This is a genomic window from Enterobacter cloacae complex sp. 2022EL-00788 (genome assembly GCF_026627565.1).
GTDB classification, from domain to species: Bacteria; Pseudomonadota; Gammaproteobacteria; order Enterobacterales; family Enterobacteriaceae; genus Enterobacter; species Enterobacter pasteurii.
Genome location: NZ_JAPNMC010000001.1, coordinates 277,543 through 302,137, shown reverse-complemented (window position 1 = coordinate 302,137; position 24,595 = coordinate 277,543). Strand labels below are relative to the sequence as shown.

The following is a 24,595-nucleotide window of genomic DNA, read 5'->3' as shown; positions in this document are numbered from 1 at the left end:
AAATCAATGCGGGCACTGAGCAATGCCCTCGGCTCTCAGGGGAGAGGGTTAGGGTGAGGGGACGCGGGCGCCAGCCTTACCGCGACCACCGATCCCGTCCTCCCTCTTTCGCCCGATACAGCGCCGCGTCGGCGCGGGCGATGATTTCGGGCCCGGCCAGACCTTCGGTGTGACCTGCGATACCCATACTGGCCGTCACATAGTCACCTACCTTAGACGCGGCGTGCGGGATCGCCGCCGCGCGCAGGCCAGCCTGGATCCGTGCGGCGACCTTTTCAGCAACGTCTTCTGCGCAGTCGAAGAGGATCACCACAAACTCCTCGCCACCGTAGCGTGAGACCACATCCTCAGGCGTGCGCACCGACGTATTCAGCACCTCGGCCACCCGCGCCAGGCACTCATCTCCCGCCTGGTGACCATAGGTATCGTTATAAAGTTTGAAGTAATCCACGTCCAGCATCAGCACCGTAAAGGGCTTGCCTTGCTCCACCGCGTTTTCCAGCACCAGCTCCATCGCGCGGCGATTGGCCGTTTTCGTCAGCGGATCCTGATGGGCCAGCGCGTCCAGCCGCGAAATTAACCGCTGGTTCTGCTGGTTGCGACGCCAGGCTTCATCAAACCAGCGGAGCAGGATATAGCGTCCGCAAACGAGGATGAACGTGAAGATCACCCACAGCCCGGCAAATCGAAGCGTCATTTCCTTATTCAGCAGCATGCTGGCAACGGGCATGGTGAGCCACAGCGGCACGATGAAGCATAACAGCCCCACCGGGTGAAAATAGAGTGCGGTCATGCCGGCCATCAGCAGGGTGACAAATATCGGCCAGGGGTGAGGAAGCTGGATAACGTTGATAAACCAGTAACAGCAAAGCGACCAGAGCACGCTGCATATAAACAGCACGGCGCTGACCCCGCGGATGCGTCGCCAGGCCATCATCACCAGCGCAACGGAGAGGATCACCACGCCCAGCATGGAGGCGTCAATCATCAGCCGCAGGTGCTGGCTGATGTGCAGAAGGGCATCAATATGGCCGAACAGGGAGTTGCGCAGCAGAACCATCAGCGCAAAGCTCGCATTCACGAAAGCAAGCCACGGCAGGTTTACGGCCAGCCCGTGGACGACCATCGAATTACGGGTTGGCCAGGTCGCTGGCTCAGGTGTAGCGTTGTGTCTTTTTTCCATTACAATTTTTGTTCCCGTCCGGTGGATAGCTCGCGAAAGCCAGGTATTACTAACTATAAGCAGGCTCGATTATTCCTCAAATGTATGGATAAAAAAACCGGGCAAATGCCCGGCGTGTGCTTATTTCTGCTCGGTTTTTTTCTTGCCGAGCGTTGGCGTCTCGTCAAAGAAGTTCCACGGCTTGAGCAGCGTGTGTACCCACTCCGTCGGCATAATCGGCCACTCTTCGGCGCGGGCAACGTGGGTAGTGCCGGTGGTCATCCAGATGACGTTATCCTGGTCGTTGAGCGACTCGTTATCTTTGCCGTACTGGCCGAGGCCCGTATCGCGCGTGGAGCGGTTCGGGAATTTCCCTTCCGGATACATTTCGTCAGGATGGTAACGCGTTACCCACAGCTGTTTATCCATAAAGCTCAGGCGGTGGTAAATCCACTCGTCCGGGGCGGATTTCGCGCCGGTCGCCACCGGGTGCGTACCGCCCGCGTAAGGGATTATCTGATACGAGACCGGGTTCCCCATGCGGTTCTCCTTACTGGTGTTGCTCAGCAGGCGAATGGTGCCCGGGTCAAACTTCTGCGCCGCCTGCTGTTCGGTATCAATGCTGTACTGATTAACCAGCATGGTGCTGGTGCGCGGGCCGCCTGCGGTGTTCGGCTTCACTTCCGGATCCATCGCCACCAGCCTGTTGCCGATCCCGTCCACGTCCATGTCCAGACGGAAGTTATAGATGTGCTGGTGCGTGGTGCCCACGATGTTATGGTCGATCAGCGTGCCGTAGCGGGTGTCATCCTTCGCGGTGGCGTCATGCATCGTTTTCGTCTGCACGCCCTTCACCGCTTCAATCCCCGTTGCGCCCGCATCAATGCCGATGGTACCGTTTTCGTGGAACACCCAGTCGAAGATGTAATCGTAGTTGCCAACGGTGCTGACCCAGCGGACCACCAGCTCGCGGCGCTCGGTGCTGACGTTGGGCTTACCCAGCTCCTGATGCTTATATTCCGGCCCGGCGTAGCGCTCGAAAATCGCTATAGCGCGCGGGATCTCCAGCGGCGCCCCGGTGTAGTCCGGAATGGTTTCATCAAGCATAACGGCGTTAGACGGCACGTCCTTGCCGCGCACCAGCGGAGAGGTCAGGGTGCCCATGCCGTAATCGCCGGAATCCAGATAGGCTTTGAAGTACCAGCCGATATCCGGGTCGCCGTAAGGCACGATCATGCCGCCGAGCGAGCCCTGATACATCACCTGACGCTTTTTGCCGTTGTCGTTATAGGTGACGGTGGAGATAATCGGGCCGACGCGTGAATCCAGGCTCAGGTGGAAATCCCAGTTCTGCCAGTGCACCGTATCGCCGGTAATGGTGTAGTTTTTGCCTTCCGGCTCGATAATCTCCAGCGGTTTCTTCACCGTTTCAACGCGGTCGCGGCCATCATAGGGGCGCGGGGTAAGCGGCACCGGCACCACCGGGCCTTCCTCAATCTTCTGAATTTTCTTCTGGTCGAGATCCACCACCGCGACCAGGTTTTCAATAGGGTGCGCCCAGTAGTTACCGTCGCCCACGTCCAGATAGGCGATCACTTTCAGCAGGCGGTCTTCCTGCTTCAGGCCGTCTTTGCCGTCAAAAAAGCCGACGGTAAGCGGCGTGGTGATGACTTTTGTCGGATCGGTAATGCCGCGCTTTTTCAGCACCGCGGCATACTCCGGGCTCTCGTTGATGATCTGCTGAACGGTGTTGAAATCATCCAGCAGCACCATGCCGTGCGCGTCTTTTACCGGCGCCCAGCGCAGGATTTTTTTGTCCTTCAGATCCACGCGACTTTCGACAATCTGTTTGCCAACGAGCATGGTGATATTTGCCTGCCGGGGCGTATCCACGGCGGTGCCGTTGAGCACGAAGTCCCACACTTTGGCTTTTTCCGGCTCCGCCAGCGCGATCTGGGTAAAGCGGGTGTTGGGCTTAAAGTCCGCCGAGGCTTTTACAATCCCGACGGCCTGCTTAATTTCATCTGCCGTCAGCGCGTTTAGCGGGTGAGGGCGCTTCTCCACCTGGAAAGTCTGGTCAAGGCCGGACTGAAAAACGTCGTTGATAAAGGTCTCAGAGATAAACGCTTTTTTGTCCTTCATCACTACCGGCACCTGGAGCGTCAGGGGTTTACCGTTGACGATAGCGGTGTTCGCCCCCGGCTTGACCTTCACAAAAGCACCGTCCTTCGCGATGGTGAACATTTGGGCGTAATCATCCCACTGCACGTCAGCCCCAAACTCCTGAAGCGCGTTATCCATCGGGACCATATGCGCCTCGCTGCCGTGAGCGAAAACAGGGGACTGCCAGGCGCAGCAGAGCGTAACGGCCATGGCCAGCGCCGTTCTGCGGGCAGAAAAAGAAGGAGTGCTTCCCATCGTAGACCTCATCTTGTTGTGTTTATTGTGTTGTGTCAGCCTTATCCTGACAGGCGCCCACGAAAAACGTTTGCCTGCATCTGCCAGGTTGTTTGTCAGTCTTGCCAGGTTAAAAAAAGGGCAGGGGTGCATCACACCCCGTGAAAGAGAAAGTGCGCGTCAGTAAGGTGAACTGTCGAGATGAATGCGGACATCTAAACCTACCGTCGTGAACGAATAGACCTTGCCGCGAACGCGAATATAAATATCTCCATCTTTAATTGTCACCGAAGCTTTATCATCATCGGTAACCATGACGGGGTTAATATCCTTAACGTTAGACATGAACTCTTCCGTGCTTTTTTTCGCATCGAAGAGATAAATATGATACCTGTTCCTGGACAGTGAGCCTGCCTCAACCTGAGTAATATAAAGAGTTAAACGGTCGTTAACAGTGATTTTTTCCTGAACATTTTCATACACGGTAAACAGATCGCGGAAAGCGAATGCAATGAATATAAGGAAAAAAACGATAATGACTCCAGCCCGCCAGTTAAAAGCCCGCACGTCGCGCATAATCTATTCCTGCCCTTATCCATAACTGATCGACTGGGTCATCACCGTAATTATTATCGCTCTGGAATTTTGCAAACTCGACGGGATTACTGGTCCCGGCAAGGATCTGTGCGGTACCTGCCCCCCGGAGCAGAATTCCTTCAGGAATGCCCGCCGCCGCGCCAACGGCACCGTAATGAAAATTGCCAAAATTGGCATATTCTGCACGGCCCTGTTTATAATCCCATGGGCCATGGTTTCTGACCATTTGATAAAACCATATGTAGGTCATTAATGAGGGGCCACCATGAAATCGCGCTATTAGCATGTGGCTAACTACATCCACGCCCGGTGGCGCAAAGGATGCAATATTATAGGGAGTTGAATAGGATGGGATTCGCATATTTAGCGCTCAGCCCAGCAGTCTGCAAACTGTAGATTACCATCACAATATGTCCAGGTTATTTTATCGTAGCGTAGTTCCACGACTTCAAGATGATTGTGTTTTTCTTTAGTCGGATCTTTAACGTCATGCATCAGTGGCGTAACGGAAACGACGCGAATATTATCGAGACGCATATTATAATATTCAACTTCCTGCCCGGCATCATTAATGCGATACCACCTGAACTCGGCTGTTTTAAGGGTTTGTCCAGTCGAAAAGGCTTTCATCAGATAAGGGGAGGAAGAATCGATTTCTTTTTGAAAAACGACTGGAGCATGGTTGCGTTTGCTGGTGATTTTCCCGGTCAATGGATCGGTTGGGAGGCGAAGATTGTGCGTAAAGCCAGTGACTTCAATGCTTCCCTCACGGTCACAAACGTCCACCGAGCCTGTAATTTTTGCGCCACCATCGTCAGTTAAGAAAAGGTAAACAGGAATTGCCATAGTCTATTAATCTTCCATGTAATTTAACGCGGGAATATTCCCGGCGCTAAATAATAACCATGCTAATTACATGGTCAATTTGCTTAATGTTTCCGGTTGTAACTTACTCAGACCAGGCTGACTGGATGGTTTGATGAATCAAAGCCATCCAGTCCATGTTTTCTCTTCAGATTTATTTAATGCGCTCAAACGATCGAAGCAGCTAACCCTATTGCTTTGATCAAAAATCACCCTGCTGGCGCGCCACCAGCGTCAGGATGGAGTAGAGCGCCACGGCCTGCTGATGCTGGTTGAAAATCTCAACCGCCCATTCCACCACGCCGGTGGGCTTTTCATCGGCAGCGCGCTGCTTCTTCAGCGTTTTACGTTTGCAGGTCAGGCGTACCTGAATGGTGTCACCCGGCTTGACCGGCTCGATAAAGCGCAGGTTTTCCATCCCGTAGTTGGCAATAACCGGGCCGACGCCGGCGTCAACAAACAGCCCCGCTGCGGCAGAAATCAGGAAATAACCGTGCACCACGCGCTCGCCAAAAATCGACTCCGCCGCGCCAATTTTGTCCATATGGGCGTAGAAGTGGTCGCCGCTCAGGCAGGCAAAATTGACGATATCGGCTTCCGTCAGGGTACGGCGCGGCGTAAGCAGGCTGTCACCCGGCTGCAGCTCCTCGAAGTATTTACGGAAGGGATGGATCCGATCTTCCTGTACCTCTGCGCCACGCACCCACTGCTTGCCAATGGCGGCCAGCATGGACGGACTGCCCTGAATGGCCGTGCGCTGGAGGTAGTGCTTCACCGCGCGCAGGCCGCCCAGCTCCTCGCCGCCGCCCGCACGTCCCGGACCGCCGTGCACCAGCTGCGGCAGCGGGGAACCGTGTCCGGTTGACTCTTTGGATGATTCCTCGTTAAGGATCTGAATACGCCCGTGGGCGCGTGCTGCTCCGGCAATAAACTGCCGCGCCACGTTTGAATCTGCCGTGACCAGCGTTCCCGCCAGGCTGCCGCCGCCCGCCCGCGCCAGCCGCATGGCGTGTTCGGTATCGCGGTACGGCATCAGGGTTGCGACCGGGCCAAAGGCTTCGGTGGAATGCACGGCCGGGGTTTCGTCAGGCTGCGGGCAGAACAGCAGGGTGGGCGGGAAGAAGGCGCCAGCCGCCTGCAAATCGGCTTTGCCGCCCAGGCGGACCTGACAGCCGGCGGCAAGCAGGCTATCGACTTTTTCCTGCACGTCGGCGCGCTGCTCGGCGTTTACCAGCGCGCCCATTTTCACCCCTTCCTGCGACGGATCGCCGACAACCACCTTCTCCAGCCGCGCAATCAGCGCCTGGCTGACCGCCTCAACCTGCGCTTCCGGCACGATGATGCGGCGGATGGCGGTGCATTTTTGCCCGGCCTTGGCGGTCATCTCGCGCACCACCTCCCGAATGAACAGCGCAAACTCCGGCTGCTCCTGGGTCACGTCCTCACCGAGCACGCAGCAGTTCAGGGAATCGGCTTCCATGGTGAACGGAATGGCGTTCGCGACGATATTCGGGTGCACGCGAAGGCTCTGGCCGGTGCTGGCCGAGCCGGTAAACGTCACCACGTCCTGGCTGTCGAGCTGGCCCAGCAGATCGCCCGCGCCGCCGCAGATCAGGCTGATGGCGCCGTCCGGCACCAGCCCGCTTTCGACAATCGATTTCACCATCGCCTGAGTAACCTGCGCGGTGGCGGTGGCCGGCTTGATGATGGCGGGCATCCCGGCAAGCCAGGTAGGCGCGAGCTTTTCCAGCATCCCCCAGCACGGGAAGTTAAAGGCGTTGATATGCACCGCCACGCCGGATTTTGAGGTTAAGACGTGGCGGGCCGCAAAACCGCCTTCCTTCGACAGCGGGATGAGCTCATCTTCCGGCCACAGGGTATCGTCCGGCAGCTCACGGCTGCCGAGGCTCGCGTAGGTGAAGAGGGTGCCGATGCCGCCCTCAATATCCACCCAGCTGTCGGCCTTCGTCGCGCCGGTCTGGGCTGACAGCGCATAAAACCGATCCTTCTGGCCCAGCAGGTGTTTAGCCACCGCCTTCAGCATGGCGGCACGCTCGATAAAGCTCATTGCGCGAAGCGCTTCACCCCCGCTTTCAATGGCGTAACGGCGAGCGGCCGCCATGTCCAGCCCTTCGCTGGTCACTTCGTATAGCGTCTCGCCGCTGATGGCGTGGGTAATGGTGCGCGCGCGGCCCCGGCCTGACTGCCAGGTGCCGGACAAGAAGCTGGCTAACTGCTGCATTTCTTCTCTCCAGGTGTTTCGTGATTTACCTATAAATAGTTTGATCGTGAATCATAAAAATCAAGCTGAGTTTTAATGAATTGTTAACGATGTGATCTGCGTAACCCGGAATCCTGATGCTAAACCCGCGCGTGGCAAGCCTTAAGCGAAAAGCCTTGCGAGCGTCGTCACAAAACAGGCAAACGCTTCTTGGGGTTATATTTAACCTTTGTGTAACTTTTAAGAAACCAAATGATTCACCATTTTGCTACATATGGTGATTTAACGAATCATAAAGGTGGTTATGTGACGCAAGAACAACGCTTTGAGCAACGCATCGCGCAGGAGACGGCCATCGAGCCGCAGGACTGGATGCCGGAAGCCTACCGCAAGACGCTAATCCGCCAGATTGGTCAGCACGCCCACTCCGAAATTGTCGGCATGCTGCCGGAAGGCAACTGGATCGCCCGCGCGCCGACGCTGCGCCGTAAAGCCATTCTGCTGGCGAAGGTGCAGGACGAAGCCGGACACGGCCTGTACCTCTACAGCGCGGCGGAAACGCTGGGCTGCGCGCGGGAAGACATCTACCAGAAGATGCTCGACGGCAGGATGAAGTACTCCTCCATCTTCAACTATCCGACCCTGAGCTGGGCGGATATCGGCGTCATCGGCTGGCTGGTGGACGGGGCTGCCATCGTTAATCAGGTGGCGCTGTGCCGCACGTCCTACGGCCCGTACGCCAGGGCGATGGTGAAAATCTGTAAAGAAGAGAGCTTTCACCAGCGTCAGGGCTTTGAAGCCTGCATGGCGCTGGCGCAGGGCAGTGAAGAACAGCGTCAGATGCTTCAGGACGCCATCAACCGCTTCTGGTGGCCGGCGCTGATGATGTTTGGGCCAAACGACGACAACTCTCCCAACAGCGCCCGCAGCCTGGCCTGGAAGATCAAGCGCTTTGGCAACGACGAGCTGCGTCAGCGTTTCGTGGATAACACCGTGCCTCAGGTGGAGATGCTGGGGATGACCGTGCCGGATCCCGACCTGCGCTTCGATGAGGAGAGCGGCCACTACCGCTTCGGCGAGATCGACTGGCAGGAATTTGACGAGGTAATTAGCGGGCGCGGAATCTGTAACCACGAACGTCTGGCCGCAAAACGTAAAGCCTGGGACGACGGCGCGTGGGTGCGCGAAGCCGCGCTGGCGCACGCCGAAAAACAGCGCGCTCGCCGGGCCGCATAAGAGGAAACCAACATGAGCAATGTTTACTGGCCGTTATACGAAGTTTTTGTCCGTTCTAAGCAGGGGCTGTCGCACCGTCATGTAGGCAGCCTCCACGCTGCCGACGACCGCATGGCGCTGGAAAACGCGCGCGACGCCTATACCCGCCGCAGCGAAGGCTGCTCCATCTGGGTGGTGAAGGCGAGTGAAATTGTCGCCTCCCAGCCGGAAGAGAGCGGCGAGTTCTTCGACCCGGCGGAAAGCAAGGTCTACCGCCATCCGACGTTTTACACGATCCCCGATGGCATTGAGCACATGTGAGGTTAGGGATGAACAACGTATCCGCATATGCCCTGCGCCTGGGCGACAACGGTCTGGTGCTTTCTCAGCGTCTCGGCGCCTGGTGCGGCCACGCGCCGGAGCTGGAAATTGACCTGGCGCTCGCCAATATTGGCCTCGATCTGCTCGGCCAGGCGCGCAACTTCCTGACGTACGCCGCCGGGCTGGAAGGCCAGGGCGATGAAGACGCGCTGGCGTTTGGGCGCGATGAGCGTCAGTTCCGCAATGTGCTGCTGGTGGAACAGCCAAACGGCAGCTTTGCCGACACCATCGCCCGCCAGTACCTGATGGACGCCTGGAACGTGGCGCTGTACGAGCGGCTGATCCGCAGCAGCGACGGCCAGCTTGCCGCCATCGCGGCTAAAGCCATTAAGGAGGCGCGCTATCACCTGCGCTTCAGCCGCGGCTGGCTGGTGCGCCTGGGCGACGGCACGGAAACCTCCGCGCAAAAAATGCAGCAGGCGGTGAACGGCCTGTGGCGCTTTACGGCCGAGCTGTTCGACGCCGACGACGTTGAGCTGGCGCTGATTGATTCCGGCGTGGCGGTTGACCCTCGCACCCTGCGTGAACCGTGGGAAAGCGAGGTGTTTGCCGGTCTGGCGGAAGCTCAGCTCAGCGTGCCAGAGGAAGTGGCGTATCGCACGGGAGGCAAGAAGGGCCTTCATACCGAACATCTGGGGCCGATGCTGGCAGAGATGCAGTATCTCCAGCGCGCCTACCCCGGGCAGCAGTGGTAAAGGAGCACGCTATGCAACGCCTCGTCGACGTCACCCCGGCGCAAATCCCGCAGATCTGGGCGCTGTTAAGCCAGATCCCAGACCCGGAAGTGCCGGTTCTTACCATCACCGATTTAGGCATGGTGCGCAGCGTCAAGGCGCAGGGTGAGGGCTGGGTCATCGGCTTTACGCCAACCTATTCGGGCTGCCCGGCAACGGAGCACCTGCTGGGGGCGATCCGCGAGGCGATGACCGCAAGCGGCTTTACCCCGGTGCATATCGTGCTCCAGCTTGAACCGGCCTGGACCACCGACTGGATGACCGCCGACGCGCGCGAGCGCCTGCGGGCATACGGCATCAGCCCGCCCGTTGGCCACAGCTGTCACGCACACGCGCCGGCTGAGGTGAGCTGCCCGCGCTGCGCGAGCACCGATACCTCGCTTATCAGTGAATTTGGATCCACGGCCTGCAAGGCGCTCTACCGCTGCAATACCTGCCGTGAGCCGTTCGACTATTTCAAATGTATTTGAGGCCGCCATGACAACGTTTCATTCATTAACAGTGGCAAAAGTAGAACCCGAAACCCGCGACGCGGTAACCATTACCTTCGCGGTGCCGCAGGCGCTGCAGGAGGCGTACCGCTTCCGCCCCGGCCAGCATCTGACCCTGAAAGCCCGGCTCGGGGATGAAGAACTGCGCCGCTGCTACTCCATCTGCCGCAGCACCGCGCCGGGAGAAATTAGCGTGGCGGTGAAGGCCATCGAGGGCGGGCGCTTTTCCCGCTATGCCCGGGATGAGATCAAACAGGGCATGGCGCTGGAGGTGATGGTTCCCCAGGGGCATTTCGGCTACCAGCCGCAGGCCGAACGGGAAGGCCACTATCTGGCGATTGCCGCCGGATCCGGGATCACCCCGATGCTGGCCATTCTCTCCGCGACCCTTGCCACGGAACCGCACAGCCATTTCACCCTGATTTACGGCAACCGCAGCAGCCAGAGCATGATGTTCCGCCGGGCGCTGGCGGACCTGAAGGATAAGTACCCGCAGCGTTTGCAGCTGGTGTCCATCTTCAGCCAGGAGACCCTCGACAGCGATCTGCTGCATGGCCGCATTGACGGCGAAAAGCTCCAGGCGCTGGCAAAAACCCTGATCAACTTCCGCCAGTACGACGAAGCCTTCATCTGCGGCCCGTCGGCGATGATGGACGACGCCGAGGCGGCGCTGAAAGCGCTGGGCATGCCGGAAAAAGCGATTCACCTGGAGCGCTTTAACACGCCGGGCATCGCCGCGAAGCGAACGCACGGCGTGCAGGCCGAGGGGCAGAAGGTGACCGTCCGTCAGGACGGGCGCGACCGGGAAATCACCCTGACGGCGGACGACGAGAGCATCCTGGACGCGGCCCTGCGTCAGGGGGCGGATTTGCCTTACGCCTGCAAGGGCGGCGTGTGCGCCACCTGCAAATGCAAAGTGCTGCGCGGGAAAGTCGATATGGCTACCAACTACAGCCTGGAGCCGGACGAGCTGGCGGCAGGCTACGTCCTGAGCTGTCAGGCGCTGCCGCTGACCGCCGACGTTATTGTCGATTTTGACGCGAAGGGGATGGCATGAACGAACTGATTGTCACCCGCCATGGCCGCGTGATGCAGCTGACGCTCAACCGTCCGGCGGCGCGCAACGCGCTCAACAATGCGCTGCTGGCGCTGCTCGCGGGGCAGCTCGAGGCCGCCGCCGCGGACGCGGAAATTTCTGCCTGCGTGATTTACGGCAGCGAACGCTGCTTCGCGGCCGGGGCCGACCTCAACGAAATGGCTGAAAAAGACCTGCCCGCCACCCTGAACGATATCCGTCCCCAGCTGTGGGCGCGGATTAACGCCTTCAACAAGCCGCTGATCGCCGCCGTCAACGGCTTCGCGCTGGGCGCCGGCTGCGAGCTGGCGCTGCTGTGCGACGTGGTGATTGCCGGCGATAACGCCCGCTTTGGCCTGCCGGAGATTTCCCTGGGCATCATGCCGGGCGCGGGCGGCACCCAGCGGCTGATCCGCTGCGTGGGTAAATCGCTGGCCAGCAAAATGGTGCTGACGGGCGAAAGCATCACAGCTGTTCAGGCGCATAGCGCCGGGCTGGTCAGCGACGTCTTCCCGGCCTCGCTGACGCTGGAGTACGCCCTGAAGCAGGCGGCGCTGATGGCGCGCCACTCGCCGCTGGCGCTGCAGGCGGCGAAGCAGGCGCTGCGCCAGTCGCAGGAGGTGCCGCTCCAGGCCGGGCTCGCGCAGGAGCGTCAGCTGTTCACGCTGCTCGCGGCCACCGACGATCGCCGTGAAGGTATCGCTGCCTTCTTACAAAAACGCACCCCAGACTTTAAAGGACGCTAACTGTGGAATTTATTCTGAGCCATGTTGAGCAGGGCGTAATGACCATTACGCTGAATCGCCCCGAGCGCCTGAACAGCTTTAACGACGAAATGCACCAGCAGCTTTCCGAATGCCTGAAGCAGGCTGAGCGCGATGACGCCATCCGCTGCCTGCTGATTACCGGCGCCGGGCGCGGCTTTTGCGCCGGGCAGGATCTTCACGACCGTAACGTTGACCCGAACGGCCCCGCGCCCGATCTGGGCATGTCCGTTGAAACCTTTTACAACCCGCTGGTGCGCCGCCTGGCAAAGCTGCCGAAGCCGGTGATATGTGCGGTGAACGGCGTGGCGGCAGGGGCCGGTGCGACGCTGGCGCTCGGCTGCGACATGGCGATCGCCGCCCGCTCGGCCACCTTCGTGATGGCCTTCAGCAGGCTCGGGCTGGTGCCGGACTGCGGCGGCACCTGGTTCCTGCCGCGCGTTGCCGGACGCGCCCGCGCCATGGGGCTGGCGCTGTTGGGGGATAAACTCAGCGCCGAGCAGGCGCAGGACTGGGGAATGATCTGGCAGGTGGTGGACGACGAGCAGCTCTCCGCTACCGCGCAGCAGATGGCGCTGCATTTCGCCTCGCAGCCCACGTTCGGGCTGGGGCTGATCAAGCAGGCGATTAACGCCGCGGAAACCAACACGCTGGACGCTCAGCTCGATCTTGAGCGGGATTACCAACGGCTTGCCGGACGCAGCGACGACTACCGGGAGGGCGTCAGCGCTTTCCTGGCGAAACGCGCTCCGCGCTTTACGGGGAAATAAGATGGCGACGAACATTCACACGGTCGCCGTGATCGGCAGCGGCACCATGGGTGCCGGGATTGCCGAGGTGGCGGCCAGCCACGGTCATCCGGTGCTGGTGTACGACATTGACGCTTCGGCCATCTCCCGCGCCATTGACGGCATTCGCCAGCGCCTGTCCTCTCGCGTTTCGCGCGGAAAACTCTCTGCCGAAGCCGGGGAGCAAATCCTGGCCCGCCTGACCCCGGTGACGAACATCAATGCCCTGGCGCAGGCCGATCTGGTGATCGAGGCGGCCTCTGAGCGTCTGGAGGTGAAAAAAGCGCTGTTTAGCCAGCTGGCAGAGGTCTGCCCGCCGCAGGCGCTGCTCGTCAGCAACACCTCATCCATCTCCGTTACCGCCATTGCGGCGGAGGTTAGTCATCCCGAGCGCGTCGCCGGGCTGCACTTCTTTAACCCCGCGCCGGTGATGAAGCTGGTGGAGGTGGTCAGCGGGCTGGCAACCTCGGCGGAAGTGGCAGATACCCTCTGCGAGCTGGCGCTGAACTGGGGAAAACAGCCGGTACGCTGCCAGTCCACGCCGGGTTTTATCGTCAACCGCGTGGCGCGTCCTTTCTATTCCGAAGCGTGGCGCGCGCTGGAAGAGCAGGTGGCGGCGCCGGAGGTAATTGACGCCGCCCTGCGGGACGGCGGTGGCTTCCCGATGGGGCCGCTGGAGCTGACGGACATGATTGGTCAGGACGTCAACTTTGCGGTGACCTGCTCCGTGTTTAACGCCTTCTGGCAGGAGCGCCGGTTTCTGCCGTCGCTGGTACAGCAGGAGTTGGTGCTGGCGGGGCGTCTGGGCAAAAAAAGCGGGCAGGGTGTCTACCGCTGGCAGGAAGAAAAGCCAGCCGTCAGCTGGCTCGCGCCGGTTAGCGACAGCTTCAGCCCGATGCGCGCCCAGCGAAGAAGTGACGGTGTCACGGAAATCGACGAGCTGCTGCTGATTGAAACGCAGGGTGAAACCGCCCAGTCCCTGGCGCTGCGCCACGGTCGGCCGGTCGTGGTGGTTGACCGCATCGAGCGCGACGTGGCGGTGATAGCCGCAGCGTCTGGCAACCCGCACTCCGCCACGCAGAAGGCCATTCACTGGTTGCAGCACCAGGGGAAGCGGGTGGTGCAGATTGCCGATTACCCCGGCCTGCTGGTCTGGCGCACGGTGGCGATGATTGCCAACGAAGCGCTGGACGCGCTGCAAAAAGGGGTTGCCAGCGAAAAAGACATCGATACCGCCATGCGCTTAGGGGTGAACTACCCCTGCGGCCCGATTGCCTGGGGCGAGCGTCTTGGCTGGCAGCGTCTGTTAGCGCTGCTGGAGAACCTGCAACGTCACTACGGTGAAGAACGCTATCGCCCCTGTTCACTGCTGCGCCAGCGCGCGCTTCTGGAGAGTAGCCATGAGTCATAACGCCTGGCACAACGCTCGTGCCATGTATGAACGGGACGCCTGCGCCCGGGCGCTTGGCATCGACATTATCGAAATGGACGAAGGCTATGCGGTGGTCACGATGACCATCACGCCGCAGATGCTCAACGGCCATCAGACCTGCCACGGCGGCCAGCTGTTCTCGCTGGCCGATACCGCCTTTGCCTACGCCTGCAACAGCCAGGGGCTGGCGGCGGTGGCCTCTGGCTGCTCCATCGACTTTCTGCGTCCGGGCTTCGCCGGGGATAAGCTCACGGCTACCGCGCGGGTAAAGCATCAGGGCAGGCTGACCGGCGTATACGACATTGAAATTCAAAACCAACAACAGAAAACCGTCGCTCTCTTTCGCGGGAAATCCCACCGCACCGGCGGCAGTGTGACAGGAGAAGCCTGATGCGTGACGCATTTATTTGTGATGGTGTTCGTACCCCGATCGGTCGATACGGCGGCAGCCTGTCCGGCGTGCGCGCTGATGATTTAGGCGCCGTGCCGCTGCGCGGGCTGCTGGCGCGGTACCCGCAGCTTGACCTCGAGCGGATAGATGACCTGATCTTCGGCTGCGCGAATCAGGCCGGGGAAGATAACCGCAACGTGGCGCGCATGTCGGCGCTGCTCGCCGGGCTCCCGCACGCGGTTTCTGCCACCACCATTAACCGTCTGTGCGGTTCAGGCCTGGACGCGCTTGGCTTTGCGGCGCGCGCCGTCAAGGCCGGAGAGGGCGATTTGCTGATCGCCGGCGGCGTGGAGTCCATGTCCCGCGCGCCTTTCGTGATGGGCAAGGCCACGGCGGCGTTCCAGCGTCAGGCTGAAATCTTCGACACCACGATCGGCTGGCGATTTGTGAATCCGCTCATGCATCAGCAATACGGAACTGACAGCATGCCGGAAACGGCAGAGAATGTAGCTGAATTGTTAAATATTAGCCGTGCCGATCAGGACGCGTTTGCCCTGCGCAGCCAGCAGCGCACCGCGCGTGCGCAGCAGAACGGCGTTCTGGCGCAGGAGATTGTGCCGGTTCAGGTGCCCGGCAAAAAAGGGGCGGTGACGGAGGTGGCGGAGGATGAGCATCCGCGCGCGGAGACCACGCTTGAACAGCTGGCCGCGCTGAAAACCCCGTTTCGTAAGAACGGCGTGATTACGGCGGGGAACGCGTCCGGCGTGAACGACGGCGCGGCGGCGCTGATTGTCGCCAGCGAGCAGATGGCGCTGGCCCAGGGATTAACCCCGCGCACCCGCGTTGTGGCAATGGCAACCGCGGGGGTAGAGCCGCGTCTGATGGGGCTGGGCCCGGTTCCCGCCACCCGCAGGGTGCTGGAGCGCGCCGGGCTCAGTATCGCCGATATGGACGTTATTGAGCTTAACGAAGCCTTTGCCGCACAGGCGCTGGGCGTGCTGCGCCAGCTGGGCCTGCCGGATGACGCGGAGCACGTCAACCCGAATGGCGGGGCGATCGCGCTGGGCCACCCGCTGGGCATGAGCGGTGCCAGACTGGCGCTGGCCGCAGGCAATGAATTGCACCGACGCGGCGGGCGCTACGCGCTGTGTACGATGTGCATCGGTGTGGGTCAGGGCATTGCCATGATCCTTGAGCGTGTTTGAGCGAACAATAATGTGAGTACCCTGCGATGATAAATACAACAAAGCTTGACCCGATCGAAACCGCGTCCGTTGATGAATTACAGGCCCTGCAGACCGCGCGCCTGAAGTGGACGCTGAACCACGCCTACAGCAACGTTCCGATGTACAAACGCAAGTTTGACGCGGCGGGCGTTCACCCTGACGATTTTAACGAGCTGGCGGACCTGCAAAAATTCCCGTGCACCACCAAGCAGGATCTGCGCGACAACTACCCGTTCGATACCTTTGCGGTGCCGATGGAGCAGGTGGTGCGCATCCACGCCTCGTCCGGCACCACCGGGAAGCCGACCGTGGTGGGCTATACCCAAAATGACATCGACAACTGGGCCAATATCGTTGCCCGCTCCCTGCGCGCCGCCGGGGGCAGCGCGAAGGATAAAATTCACGTGGCCTACGGTTACGGGCTGTTTACCGGCGGGCTGGGCGCGCACTACGGTGCCGAGCGTCTGGGGGCGACGGTGATCCCGATGTCCGGCGGCCAGACGGAGAAGCAGGCGCAGCTGATCCGCGATTTCCAGCCGGACATGATCATGGTTACGCCGTCCTACTGCCTGAACCTGATCGAAGAGCTGGAGCGCCAGATGGGCGGTGACGCCAGCGCCTGCTCCCTGCGCGTCGGCGTGTTTGGCGCCGAGCCGTGGACGCAGGCGATGCGCCGTGAAATTGAAAAACGGCTGGGCATTACCGCGCTGGACATCTATGGCCTCTCCGAAGTGATGGGCCCGGGGGTAGCGATGGAGTGTCTCGAAACCGCTGACGGCCCGACCATCTGGGAAGATCACTTCTACCCGGAGATCGTCAACCCGAATGACGGCGCGCCGCTGGCCGACGGCGAGCAGGGCGAACTGCTGTTCACTACGCTCACCAAAGAGGCGCTGCCGGTGATCCGCTACCGCACCCGCGATCTGACGCGCCTGCTGCCGGGCACCGCGCGCACCATGCGCAGGATGGACCGCATCAGCGGGCGTAGCGACGACATGCTCATCATTCGCGGCGTTAACGTCTTCCCGTCACAGCTGGAAGAAGAGATCGTCAAGTTTGAACACCTTTCGCCGCACTATCAGCTGGAGGTGAACCGTCGCGGGCATCTTGATTCACTTTCGGTGAAGGTTGAGCTAAAGCAGAGCAGCTTAACGTTAACGCACGAGCAGCGCTGTCAGGTCTGCCACCAGCTGCGCCACCGTATTAAGTCGATGGTGGGCATCTCAACCGATGTGATGATTGTGAACTGCGGCAGCATTCCCCGCTCGGAGGGTAAAGCCTGCCGGGTGTTTGATTTGCGTAAAGTGGCCGCCAACGGTTGAATTTCCCTCACCCCAGCCCTCTCCCAAAGGGCTGAGGGTGTATTACGTTCCCTCTCCCTTTGGGAGAGGGTTAGGGTGAGGGTCGATCCCAAACTCCTGTGCTATGATTCATCCAGGAAAAAAATCACAACAGAATGAATCATATGAATAAACTTGATGCCTTTATCCAGCACGCGGTCAGCTCCGTTCCCATCAGCGGGACCTCGCTTATCGCTTCCCTTTACGGTGATGCGCTTTCCCATCGCGGAGGCGAGATCTGGCTCGGCAGCCTTGCGGCCCTGCTGGAGGGGATGGGGTTCGGCGAACGCTTTGTGCGCACCGCGCTGTTCCGCCTCAATAAAGAGGGCTGGCTGGACGTGTCGCGCATTGGACGACGCAGCTTTTACCGCCTCAGCGACAAGGGGTTACGCCTGACGCGGCGCGCGGAGAACAAAATTTATCGCGCGGAGCTGCCGGCGTGGGACGGCAAATGGCTGCTGCTGCTCTCCGAGGGGCTGGATAAAACCACCCTCGCGGACGTGAAAAAACAGCTCATCTGGCAGGGATTCGGCACGCTGGCGCCGAGCCTGATGGCCTCGCCGTCGCAGAACCTGGCGGACGTGCAGTCCCTGCTGCACGACGCGGGCGTGGCGGAAAACGTCATCTTCTTTGAGGCCCATTCGCCGCTGGCCCTGTCGCGCGCGGCATTGCGATCCCGCGTGGAGGAGTGCTGGCAGCTTACCGAACAAAACGCGATGTACGAGACGTTTATCGACTCGTTTCGTCCGCTGCTGCCGCTGCTGAAGGACGCATCGCCGGAGGATCTGACCCCGGAGCGCTGCTTCCAGATCCAGCTGCTGCTGATTCATTTTTATCGTCGCGTGGTGCTAAAGGATCCGCTGTTGCCCGAGGAGCTACTGCCCGCGCACTGGGCGGGGCAAAGCGCGCGGCAGCTGTGCATCAATATTTACCAGCGCGTGGCGGCGGGCGCTCTGGCGTTCGTCAGCGAGAAGGGGGAAACCTCGGTGGGCGAACTGCCCGCACCCGGCACGCTTTATCACCAGCGCTTTGGTGGTCTGAATATCACGTAAGGAGATGCTATGCCCGTTTATCAAATTGATGGCCTGACGCCGGTGGTGCCTGAAGAGAGCTACGTTCATCCGACGGCGGTGCTGATCGGCGACGTGATCCTCGGTAAAGGCGTTTACGTTGGTCCCAACGCCAGCCTGCGCGGTGATTTTGGCCGTATCGTGGTGAAGGATGGCGCCAACATTCAGGATAACTGCGTGATGCACGGGTTCCCGGAGCAGGACACCGTGGTGGAAGAGGACGGGCATATCGGCCATAGCGCCATTCTTCACGGCTGTATCATCCGCCGCAACGCGCTGGTGGGGATGAATGCGGTGGTCATGGACGGGGCGACGATTGGAGAAAACAGCATCGTCGGCGCAGCGGCGTTTGTGAAGGCCAGGGCGGAGATGCCCGCTAATCATCTGATTATCGGCAGTCCGGCGAAGGCCATCCGTGAGCTGAGCGCCCAGGAGATGGAGTGGAAAAAGCAGGGCACGCGGGAGTATCAGGTGCTGGTGGAACGCTGCAAGCGAACCCTGCATCAGGTTGAGCCGCTGCGCGAAGAGGAGCCCGGACGCCAGCGGCTGGTTTTCGATGAGAATTTACGGCCAAAGTCGTCAGGCCGGGATAATTAACCCTTTCTCGCGTACGTGATAATACACCGGCATGAGGAAGAGCTAACGCGCGATAAATAATCCCGCTGCGGGATAGTGTATATTTGAACGAATCTGACCTGCATTCACACAGGTATTTTGTTACCCTGACGCAGATCATGCCCCTCATTCAGAGCGGTCAATGCGTTTATGGAAGACACTATATGAGTGAAAACGACACTATCCCAAAGCAGTCCAAAAGCCAGATTAACAAAGCGGTATTTTACACATCTGCTTTGTTAATTTTCCTTCTTGTCGCCTTTGCCGCGATTTTCCCCGACGTTGCCGATAAAAACTTTAAGTTACTGCAACAGCAAATATTCACTAACGCCAGCTGGTTTTACATTCTTGCCGTCGCGCTGATTTTGATGAGCGTGACGTTCCTCGGCCTGTCCCGCTACGGCGATATTAAACTCGGGCCCGACCACTCCCAGCCTGACTTCAGCTACCACTCCTGGTTCGCGATGCTGTTCTCGGCGGGGATGGGGATCGGCCTGATGTTCTTCGGCGTGGCGGAACCGGTGATGCACTATCTTTCTCCACCGGTGGGGACGCCTGAAACGGTTGCTGCGGCCAAAGAGGCCATGCGGCTGACATTCTTCCACTGGGGGCTGCACGCCTGGGCTATCTACGCCATCGTTGCGTTGATTCTGGCGTTCTTCAGCTACCGCCACGGCCTGCCCTTGACGCTTCGTTCGGCGCTGTATCCGATTATCGGCGACCGTATTTACGGCCCGATAGGCCATGCGGTGGATATCTTCGCGGTGATCGGCACCGTATTCGGCGTGGCGACCTCGTTAGGCTACGGCGTTTTGCAGGTCAATGCCGGGCTGAATCACCTTTTTGGCGTACCCATCAACGATACCGTGCAGGTGATCCTGATCGTCCTGATTACCGGGCTGGCGACCGTTTCCGTGGTATCCGGCCTGGATAAAGGCATTCGTATTTTATCTGAGCTAAACCTGGGGCTGGCGGTGCTGCTGCTGGTGCTGGTGCTGTGCCTCGGGCCAACCGTGCTGCTGCTGAAATCGTTTGTGGAAAATACCGGTGGCTACCTGTCCGAGCTGGTGAGCAAAACGTTTAACCTGTACGCCTATGAACCGAAGTCCAGCAACTGGCTGGGGGGCTGGACGCTGCTGTACTGGGGCTGGTGGCTGTCGTGGTCGCCGTTTGTCGGGATGTTCATCGCCCGCGTGTCCCGCGGCAGAACCATCCGCGAGTTTGTCACCGGCGTGCTGTTCGTCCCGGCAGGCTTTACCCTGATGTGGATGACGGTGTTCGGCAACAGCGCCATTTATCTCATCATGGACAAGGGCGCGTCCGATCTGGCAAATACCGTCCAGCAGGACGTGGCGCTGGCGCTGTTTACTTTCCTTGAGCATTTCCCGTTCTCGTCGGTGCTGTCATTTATCGCCATGGCGATGGTCATCGTCTTCTTTGTGACCTCCGCTGACTCCGGGGCGATGGTGGTGGATACCCTCGCGTCCGGCGGCGAGGCCAATACCCCCGTCTGGCAGCGCATCTTCTGGGCCGCGCTGATGGGCGTTGTGGCAATCGCGCTGCTGCTCGCGGGCGGACTGAGCGCGCTGCAAACCGTGACCATCGCCAGCGCGCTACCGTTCTCGATGATCCTGCTGGTGTCGATCTATGGCCTGCTGAAGGCGCTCCGACGCGATTTGACCAAGCGAGAGAGCCTGAGCATGGCCACTATCGCGCCGACGGCGGCCCGCAACCCCATTCCGTGGCAGCGACGTCTGCGCAACATCGCCTACCTGCCTAAGCGCTCTCTGGTGAAGCGCTTTATGGAAGAGGTGATCAGGCCGGCCATGGTGCTGGTTCAGGAGGAGCTGAATAAGCAGGGAACGCAAAGCCATATCAGCGACGCGTCTGACGAGCGTATTCGTCTTGAGGTGGATTTAGGCAACGAGCTGAACTTTATTTATGAAGTCAGGCTGCGCGGCTATAACTCCCCAACCTTCGCGCTGGCGGCGATGGACAACGATGAAAACCAGGCGGAGCAGCACCGGTACTACCGGGCAGAAATCTACCTCAAGGAAGGCGGGCAAAATTACGATGTGATGGGCTGGAACCAGGAGCAGTTAATTAACGATATCCTGGACCAGTACGAAAAACATCTGCACTTCCTGCACCTGGTGCGTTAATCGGCCAGCATGAGCATGCCCTGAGGCATCTGCTTCAGGGTAGGCTAATAGTCTTCCGGCAGCGGCCTGTCGATCGACACCAGCTTTCCGCGCTTCATGGTGATATAGCCCCCGGCTTTAAGATCCGCCAGCACGCGAAACACGTGCGTTCTCGACAGGTTAGTGCGCTTGATGATAAACAGCGCCAGGCCCTCATTCTCGCCCGTGTGGGTATTCTGCCGGTAGAGATAGCGATACAGCATCGGTTTGATGGTCTGGTAGCTGGTGACCTGCCTGCGTTCGTTATGCAAATCGATAGTAAAAATCGACATGAAGGTCAGAATGGTGGCCAGCTCCTGCACGCGCTCTGGCCCGCCGTGCAAAAATAGCCGATCGAAATCGCCACAGGGAATTTTTACCAGCTTAACCTTCGCGCTGCTGCGATATTCAAACTTCGCTAACGGGCAATACCGTTCCATAAGCCCTATCGGCATATATTCAATAGTATTGCCAATATTCAAACCATCTTCCGGCATTAATATCGTCAGTGAACCTTCGGTACAGAAATAAATATAGCCGGGTTCGACGGTTAGCTTTTTATTTGCGCCAACGGTTAACGCTTCTCCTGTAGAAAGGATTTGGGGAAAAAAGCCCCCAATATTGAGCTGCTGATAATAGGTATGTATATCCTGAAAATTCACGCCAGGCCTCGTTCCGCAACGTCTGTCTTCGTAGCGAGTATAGCAGCAGTAGCGTCCGGATGACGAGATAACCTTATACCAGTCCCATATGGGACTATCATGGGAAAGTATTCTGATTAGAATGGTCTGCAATGAGTTCGCATTAAAATTATCCGCCAGCAGTAAATATCGCAGGCGGTGTTAATAATCTATGAGGCCATTTAATGAAATTAACGATAATCGCGAAGCAGCTGGCGCTGGCCGGTATATTCACATCGCTTTCGCTTTCTGCCTGGGCTGAAGCGCAGCCGCAGAATGCCACGCCCGTTACCCGCGAGGCGAATAACGCCCTGTATAACAAGCTGCCGTTTGCCGATAAGACTGATTTTGAAAACGCGCATAAAGGATTTATCGCCCCGTTACCGCAGAACATGATCAAAGGGGAGAAAGGAAACGTTATCTGGGATCCCGCGAAATATGATTTTGTGAAGGAGGGTGAAAAAGCCCCGGACACGGTAAACCCGAGCCTGTGGCGCCAGTCGCAGCTGATTAACATCGGCGGCCTGTTTAAGGTGACCGACGGCGTGTATCAGATCCGCAACCTCGATCTCTCCAACATGACCATCATCGAAGGCGAGAAGGGGATCACCGTTATCGACCCGCTGCTAAGCGCCGAGCCGGCGAAGGAAGCGCTCGATCTCTACTACGCTAACCGTGGCAAAAAGCCGGTGGTGGCGGTGGTGATCACCCACAGCCACGTTGACCATTACGGCGGCCTGCGCGGCGTGGTTGACGAAGCTGACGTGAAGTCCGGTAAGGTGAAGATTTACGCGCCGGATGGCTTTATGAAAGAAGCCGTTTCCGAGAACATCATGGCCGGGAACGCGATGAGCCGCCGCGCGAGCTACATGTACGGCAACCTGCTTAAGCCGGACGCGAAGGGTCAGGTTGGGGCGGGGCTTGGGACGACCACCTCCGCAGGTACGGTAACCCTGATCCCACCAACCAACTACATTACCCATACCGGGCAGCAGGAAACGATCGACGGCCTGACCTATGACTTTATGATGGCCCCGGGCTCTGAGGCGCCGTCGGAGATGCTGTGGTACGTCAAAGAGAAGAAAATGATCGAAGCGGCAGAGGATGTGACCCACACCCTGCACAATACCTACTCCCTGCGCGGGGCGAAAATCCGCGATCCGCTGGCCTGGTCTAAGTACATTAACGCCGCCATTGAGCGCTGGGGCGCGGACGCGGAAGTGATTATTGCCCAGCACCACTGGCCGACCTGGGGCAACGAGAATATCGTCAGGCTGATGAAAGGCCAGCGCGATATGTACCGCTACATCAACGACCAGACCCTGCGTATGGCCAATAAGGGCCTGACCCGCGATGAGATTGCCGCTGAATTTAAGCTGCCGGAATCGCTGGAGAAACAGTGGGCCAGCCGGGGCTATTACGGCTCTGTCAGCCACGACGTTAAGGCCACCTACGTGTTTTATCTCGGCTGGTTCGACGGCAACCCGGCTACCCTCGACGAGCTGCCGCCTGAACAGGCTGCGAAGAAGTTCGTGCAGTACATGGGCGGCGCTGATGCCATCCTGCAGAAGGCCAAAGCTGATTATCAGCAGGGCAATTACCGCTGGGTGGCGCAGGTGGTCAGCAAAGTGGTATTTGCCGACCCAAACAACCAGGCCGCGCGCAACCTCGAAGCCGACGCGCTGGAGCAGCTGGGCTACCAGGCCGAAGCGGGCACCTGGCGTAACTTCTATCTGACCGGCGCGCAGGAGCTGCGTAACGGCGTTAAAAAGCTGCCAACGCCAAACACCGCCAGCCCGGATACCGTGCGCGCGATGACGCCGGAGATGTTCTTCGACTATCTGGGCGTGCACATCAACGGCGTGCGGGCCGGTAACGCGAAAGCGGTCTTTAATGTCGATCTCGGCAAAGATGGCGGCAAATACAAGCTGGAGCTGGAAAATGGCGTGCTGAACCATACCGCCAATGCCCAGGCGAAGGATGCCGATGCCACCATCACGCTCGATCGCGCCACGCTGAACAAGATCATCCTGAAAGAAGCGTCGCTGAAGCAGGCGATGGACAGCGGTGAGGTGAAGGTGAGCGGGAACGGCGCGAAGCTAGAAGAGATGCTGAGCTACATGGACAAGTTTGACTTCTGGTTCAATATTGTAACGCCGTAACCCGGCATTTCTCCCGTCCTGACGATGGCGCCTTATCTGCAATAAGGCGCCATTTTTTTATTCACGCATCGCCAGCGCGCTGGCGCTCGCCGGATCGAATAACGAAATACTCTCAATCTGGTCCAGCATGATCACCTTCCGAAAATCCATTGCGCTTTTTGGGTCTGAATCCAGCGTAACGTCATGCTCGGCGTACCACCTGCTGTAGTTGTGCTCAATGCACAGCTGCATATTTTTCCCGTCACGATAGCCGCTCAGCATGGGAATAAGCACGATGTTGGCCGTTTTTTCATATTCCAGGGTTGCGGTGTGGATCATGCCGATATAAATCCGCCGCGATTTCAGCGTGACGTGCGCCAGTTCACCTTCTTCCATGCACTGGTAGAGCAGCTGTTCGATCCCGCTCGACTGCGCGAGCCGCTTGTAGAGCTTTTTCCGGCCTTCGCCGTCCAGCCGCGCGCTGCCTGCCCAGTTCGAGCGGTAGAGGCAAAACAGGATCGCAAAGGTAAGCATCACCACCACGGGCGCCTGTATACCTAAAAAGCTCCAGTTCATGAAGTCAATTTGCCAGTCGGCGTATTTTGCGGACGTAAAATGGAACGTGTTGTCGGCGGCGGAGAGGGCGAACAGCAGCAGCCAGAGAAGGCCGGTGGCGATCACCCCCTGCAGGACGAAAATGCAGCCATACAGCGCAACCAGAAAATAGACATCCCAGCCGAATGAACGCTTAATTTTGAACCGTGTAGAGAGATCGCGGCTGGTGTACCAGTAGCCGCACACCATCAGAACCATAAATATTGCCGTTCCCAT

At 59.1% G+C, this 24,595-nt stretch carries 23 protein-coding genes; 15 read left to right on the top strand and 8 right to left on the bottom strand.

Translation table 11 applies throughout. From position 1 onward, the window contains the following. Window positions 1–76: 76 nt before the first annotated feature. From OWK27_RS01385 to paaZ, 6 genes are all read right to left on the bottom strand, one after another. Complete coding sequence (locus OWK27_RS01385; protein ID WP_267589641.1) at window positions 77–1,183, bottom strand: GGDEF domain-containing protein; 1,107 nt, start codon at window positions 1,181–1,183, stop codon at window positions 77–79. A 120-nt stretch (window positions 1,184–1,303) separates the two neighbouring features. Continuing rightward, the gene (tynA, locus tag OWK27_RS01380) at window positions 1,304–3,580 is read right to left on the bottom strand and encodes a primary-amine oxidase (RefSeq protein ID WP_267589640.1); all 2,277 of its coding nucleotides are present in this window, start codon (window positions 3,578–3,580) and stop codon (window positions 1,304–1,306) included. Window positions 3,581–3,739: 159 nt separating this feature from the next. Further along, window positions 3,740–4,135 (bottom strand): hypothetical protein, encoded by a 396-nt coding sequence (locus OWK27_RS01375; RefSeq protein WP_267589639.1) that lies wholly within the window; start codon window positions 4,133–4,135, stop codon window positions 3,740–3,742. Further along, a complete protein-coding gene (locus tag OWK27_RS01370; protein WP_267589638.1) occupies window positions 4,113–4,406 on the bottom strand; it encodes a polymorphic toxin type 44 domain-containing protein in 294 nt (97 codons plus the stop codon). The genes OWK27_RS01375 and OWK27_RS01370 overlap by 23 nt, the downstream gene beginning before the upstream one ends. A 113-nt stretch (window positions 4,407–4,519) precedes the next feature. Then, window positions 4,520–5,002, bottom strand: coding sequence for an Hcp family type VI secretion system effector (locus tag OWK27_RS01365; protein WP_267589637.1), 483 nt, complete (start codon window positions 5,000–5,002; stop codon window positions 4,520–4,522). A gap of 220 nt (window positions 5,003–5,222) precedes the next feature. After that, window positions 5,223–7,262 carry a phenylacetic acid degradation bifunctional protein PaaZ gene (gene paaZ / locus OWK27_RS01360; protein ID WP_267589636.1) on the bottom strand — a complete coding sequence of 680 codons (2,040 nt, stop codon included), beginning with the start codon at window positions 7,260–7,262 and terminating at the stop codon, window positions 5,223–5,225. 285 nt (window positions 7,263–7,547) lie between these two features. Between paaZ and paaA the strand changes: the two genes are divergently transcribed. The 14 genes from paaA (at window position 7,548) to OWK27_RS01290 (ending at window position 20,925) form a co-directional block, all read left to right on the top strand. Continuing rightward, entirely contained in the window at window positions 7,548–8,477 is a 930-nt protein-coding gene (paaA, locus tag OWK27_RS01355) for a 1,2-phenylacetyl-CoA epoxidase subunit PaaA (protein ID WP_176610415.1), read from the top strand. Between the two features lie 12 nt (window positions 8,478–8,489). After that, complete coding sequence (paaB, locus tag OWK27_RS01350; RefSeq protein ID WP_003857353.1) at window positions 8,490–8,777, top strand: 1,2-phenylacetyl-CoA epoxidase subunit PaaB; 288 nt, start codon at window positions 8,490–8,492, stop codon at window positions 8,775–8,777. 8 nt (window positions 8,778–8,785) lie between these two features. Continuing rightward, a complete protein-coding gene (gene paaC, locus OWK27_RS01345) occupies window positions 8,786–9,532 on the top strand; it encodes a 1,2-phenylacetyl-CoA epoxidase subunit PaaC (protein WP_193356501.1) in 747 nt (248 codons plus the stop codon). A gap of 11 nt (window positions 9,533–9,543) precedes the next feature. Continuing rightward, complete coding sequence (gene paaD, locus OWK27_RS01340) at window positions 9,544–10,041, top strand: 1,2-phenylacetyl-CoA epoxidase subunit PaaD (protein WP_193356500.1); 498 nt, start codon at window positions 9,544–9,546, stop codon at window positions 10,039–10,041. Between the two features lie 7 nt (window positions 10,042–10,048). Then, window positions 10,049–11,119 carry a 1,2-phenylacetyl-CoA epoxidase subunit PaaE gene (gene paaE, locus OWK27_RS01335; protein ID WP_267589635.1) on the top strand — a complete coding sequence of 357 codons (1,071 nt, stop codon included), beginning with the start codon at window positions 10,049–10,051 and terminating at the stop codon, window positions 11,117–11,119. Further along, on the top strand, window positions 11,116–11,883 hold the full coding sequence (gene paaF / locus OWK27_RS01330) for a 2,3-dehydroadipyl-CoA hydratase PaaF (protein WP_267589634.1): 768 nt from the start codon (window positions 11,116–11,118) through the stop codon (window positions 11,881–11,883). Before paaE ends, paaF begins: the two co-directional genes overlap by 4 nt. A gap of 2 nt (window positions 11,884–11,885) precedes the next feature. Further along, entirely contained in the window at window positions 11,886–12,671 is a 786-nt protein-coding gene (gene paaG / locus OWK27_RS01325) for a 2-(1,2-epoxy-1,2-dihydrophenyl)acetyl-CoA isomerase PaaG (protein ID WP_267589633.1), read from the top strand. A gap of 1 nt (window position 12,672) precedes the next feature. Continuing rightward, window positions 12,673–14,100 (top strand): 3-hydroxyacyl-CoA dehydrogenase PaaH, encoded by a 1,428-nt coding sequence (gene paaH, locus OWK27_RS01320; RefSeq protein WP_267589632.1) that lies wholly within the window; start codon window positions 12,673–12,675, stop codon window positions 14,098–14,100. Beyond that, window positions 14,090–14,512: a hydroxyphenylacetyl-CoA thioesterase PaaI gene (paaI, locus tag OWK27_RS01315; RefSeq protein WP_148419441.1), complete on the top strand. Its 423-nt coding sequence runs from the start codon at window positions 14,090–14,092 to the stop codon at window positions 14,510–14,512. The genes paaH and paaI overlap by 11 nt, the downstream gene beginning before the upstream one ends. Next, on the top strand, window positions 14,512–15,717 hold the full coding sequence (gene pcaF, locus OWK27_RS01310) for a 3-oxoadipyl-CoA thiolase (protein ID WP_267589631.1): 1,206 nt from the start codon (window positions 14,512–14,514) through the stop codon (window positions 15,715–15,717). Before paaI ends, pcaF begins: the two co-directional genes overlap by 1 nt. A 26-nt stretch (window positions 15,718–15,743) precedes the next feature. Next, window positions 15,744–17,060, top strand: coding sequence for a phenylacetate--CoA ligase PaaK (paaK, locus tag OWK27_RS01305; protein WP_148419443.1), 1,317 nt, complete (start codon window positions 15,744–15,746; stop codon window positions 17,058–17,060). 134 nt (window positions 17,061–17,194) lie between these two features. Then, window positions 17,195–18,130 carry a phenylacetic acid degradation operon negative regulatory protein PaaX gene (gene paaX / locus OWK27_RS01300; RefSeq protein WP_252003647.1) on the top strand — a complete coding sequence of 312 codons (936 nt, stop codon included), beginning with the start codon at window positions 17,195–17,197 and terminating at the stop codon, window positions 18,128–18,130. A 9-nt stretch (window positions 18,131–18,139) separates the two neighbouring features. Continuing rightward, entirely contained in the window at window positions 18,140–18,745 is a 606-nt protein-coding gene (gene paaY / locus OWK27_RS01295; protein ID WP_242172918.1) for a phenylacetic acid degradation protein PaaY, read from the top strand. 182 nt (window positions 18,746–18,927) lie between these two features. After that, window positions 18,928–20,925: a BCCT family transporter gene (locus OWK27_RS01290; RefSeq protein WP_267589630.1), complete on the top strand. Its 1,998-nt coding sequence runs from the start codon at window positions 18,928–18,930 to the stop codon at window positions 20,923–20,925. A 44-nt stretch (window positions 20,926–20,969) separates the two neighbouring features. Here the strand turns inward: OWK27_RS01290 and OWK27_RS01285 are convergent, their stop codons facing one another. Continuing rightward, the gene (locus OWK27_RS01285; RefSeq protein WP_267589629.1) at window positions 20,970–21,605 is read right to left on the bottom strand and encodes a helix-turn-helix domain-containing protein; all 636 of its coding nucleotides are present in this window, start codon (window positions 21,603–21,605) and stop codon (window positions 20,970–20,972) included. A gap of 203 nt (window positions 21,606–21,808) precedes the next feature. Here OWK27_RS01285 and OWK27_RS01280 point away from each other — a divergent pair, with 203 nt between their 5' ends. Then, window positions 21,809–23,785: an alkyl/aryl-sulfatase gene (locus OWK27_RS01280; RefSeq protein WP_267589628.1), complete on the top strand. Its 1,977-nt coding sequence runs from the start codon at window positions 21,809–21,811 to the stop codon at window positions 23,783–23,785. A gap of 57 nt (window positions 23,786–23,842) precedes the next feature. On the opposite strand, the gene OWK27_RS01275 is transcribed toward OWK27_RS01280, so the two are convergent. Continuing rightward, complete coding sequence (locus OWK27_RS01275) at window positions 23,843–24,595, bottom strand: hypothetical protein (RefSeq protein ID WP_148419449.1); 753 nt, start codon at window positions 24,593–24,595, stop codon at window positions 23,843–23,845.

Bases quoted from the DNA above. Each gene is read 5' to 3' on its own strand.
- OWK27_RS01385 (WP_267589641.1), bottom strand. From the start codon at position 1,183: ATGGAAAAAAGACACAACGCTACACCTGAGCCAGCGACCTGGCCAACC.
- tynA (WP_267589640.1), bottom strand. From the start codon at position 3,580: ATGGGAAGCACTCCTTCTTTTTCTGCCCGCAGAACGGCGCTGGCCATG.
- OWK27_RS01375 (WP_267589639.1), bottom strand. From the start codon at position 4,135: ATGCGCGACGTGCGGGCTTTTAACTGGCGGGCTGGAGTCATTATCGTT.
- OWK27_RS01370 (WP_267589638.1), bottom strand. From the start codon at position 4,406: ATGACCTACATATGGTTTTATCAAATGGTCAGAAACCATGGCCCATGG.
- OWK27_RS01365 (WP_267589637.1), bottom strand. From the start codon at position 5,002: ATGGCAATTCCTGTTTACCTTTTCTTAACTGACGATGGTGGCGCAAAA.
- paaZ (WP_267589636.1), bottom strand. From the start codon at position 7,262: ATGCAGCAGTTAGCCAGCTTCTTGTCCGGCACCTGGCAGTCAGGCCGG.
- paaB (WP_003857353.1), top strand. From the start codon at position 8,490: ATGAGCAATGTTTACTGGCCGTTATACGAAGTTTTTGTCCGTTCTAAG.
- paaC (WP_193356501.1), top strand. From the start codon at position 8,786: ATGAACAACGTATCCGCATATGCCCTGCGCCTGGGCGACAACGGTCTG.
- paaD (WP_193356500.1), top strand. From the start codon at position 9,544: ATGCAACGCCTCGTCGACGTCACCCCGGCGCAAATCCCGCAGATCTGG.
- paaE (WP_267589635.1), top strand. From the start codon at position 10,049: ATGACAACGTTTCATTCATTAACAGTGGCAAAAGTAGAACCCGAAACC.
- paaF (WP_267589634.1), top strand. From the start codon at position 11,116: ATGAACGAACTGATTGTCACCCGCCATGGCCGCGTGATGCAGCTGACG.
- paaH (WP_267589632.1), top strand. From the start codon at position 12,673: ATGGCGACGAACATTCACACGGTCGCCGTGATCGGCAGCGGCACCATG.
- paaI (WP_148419441.1), top strand. From the start codon at position 14,090: ATGAGTCATAACGCCTGGCACAACGCTCGTGCCATGTATGAACGGGAC.
- pcaF (WP_267589631.1), top strand. From the start codon at position 14,512: ATGCGTGACGCATTTATTTGTGATGGTGTTCGTACCCCGATCGGTCGA.
- paaK (WP_148419443.1), top strand. From the start codon at position 15,744: ATGATAAATACAACAAAGCTTGACCCGATCGAAACCGCGTCCGTTGAT.
- paaX (WP_252003647.1), top strand. From the start codon at position 17,195: ATGAATCATATGAATAAACTTGATGCCTTTATCCAGCACGCGGTCAGC.
- paaY (WP_242172918.1), top strand. From the start codon at position 18,140: ATGCCCGTTTATCAAATTGATGGCCTGACGCCGGTGGTGCCTGAAGAG.
- OWK27_RS01290 (WP_267589630.1), top strand. From the start codon at position 18,928: ATGAGTGAAAACGACACTATCCCAAAGCAGTCCAAAAGCCAGATTAAC.
- OWK27_RS01280 (WP_267589628.1), top strand. From the start codon at position 21,809: ATGAAATTAACGATAATCGCGAAGCAGCTGGCGCTGGCCGGTATATTC.
- OWK27_RS01275 (WP_148419449.1), bottom strand. From the start codon at position 24,595: ATGGGAACGGCAATATTTATGGTTCTGATGGTGTGCGGCTACTGGTAC.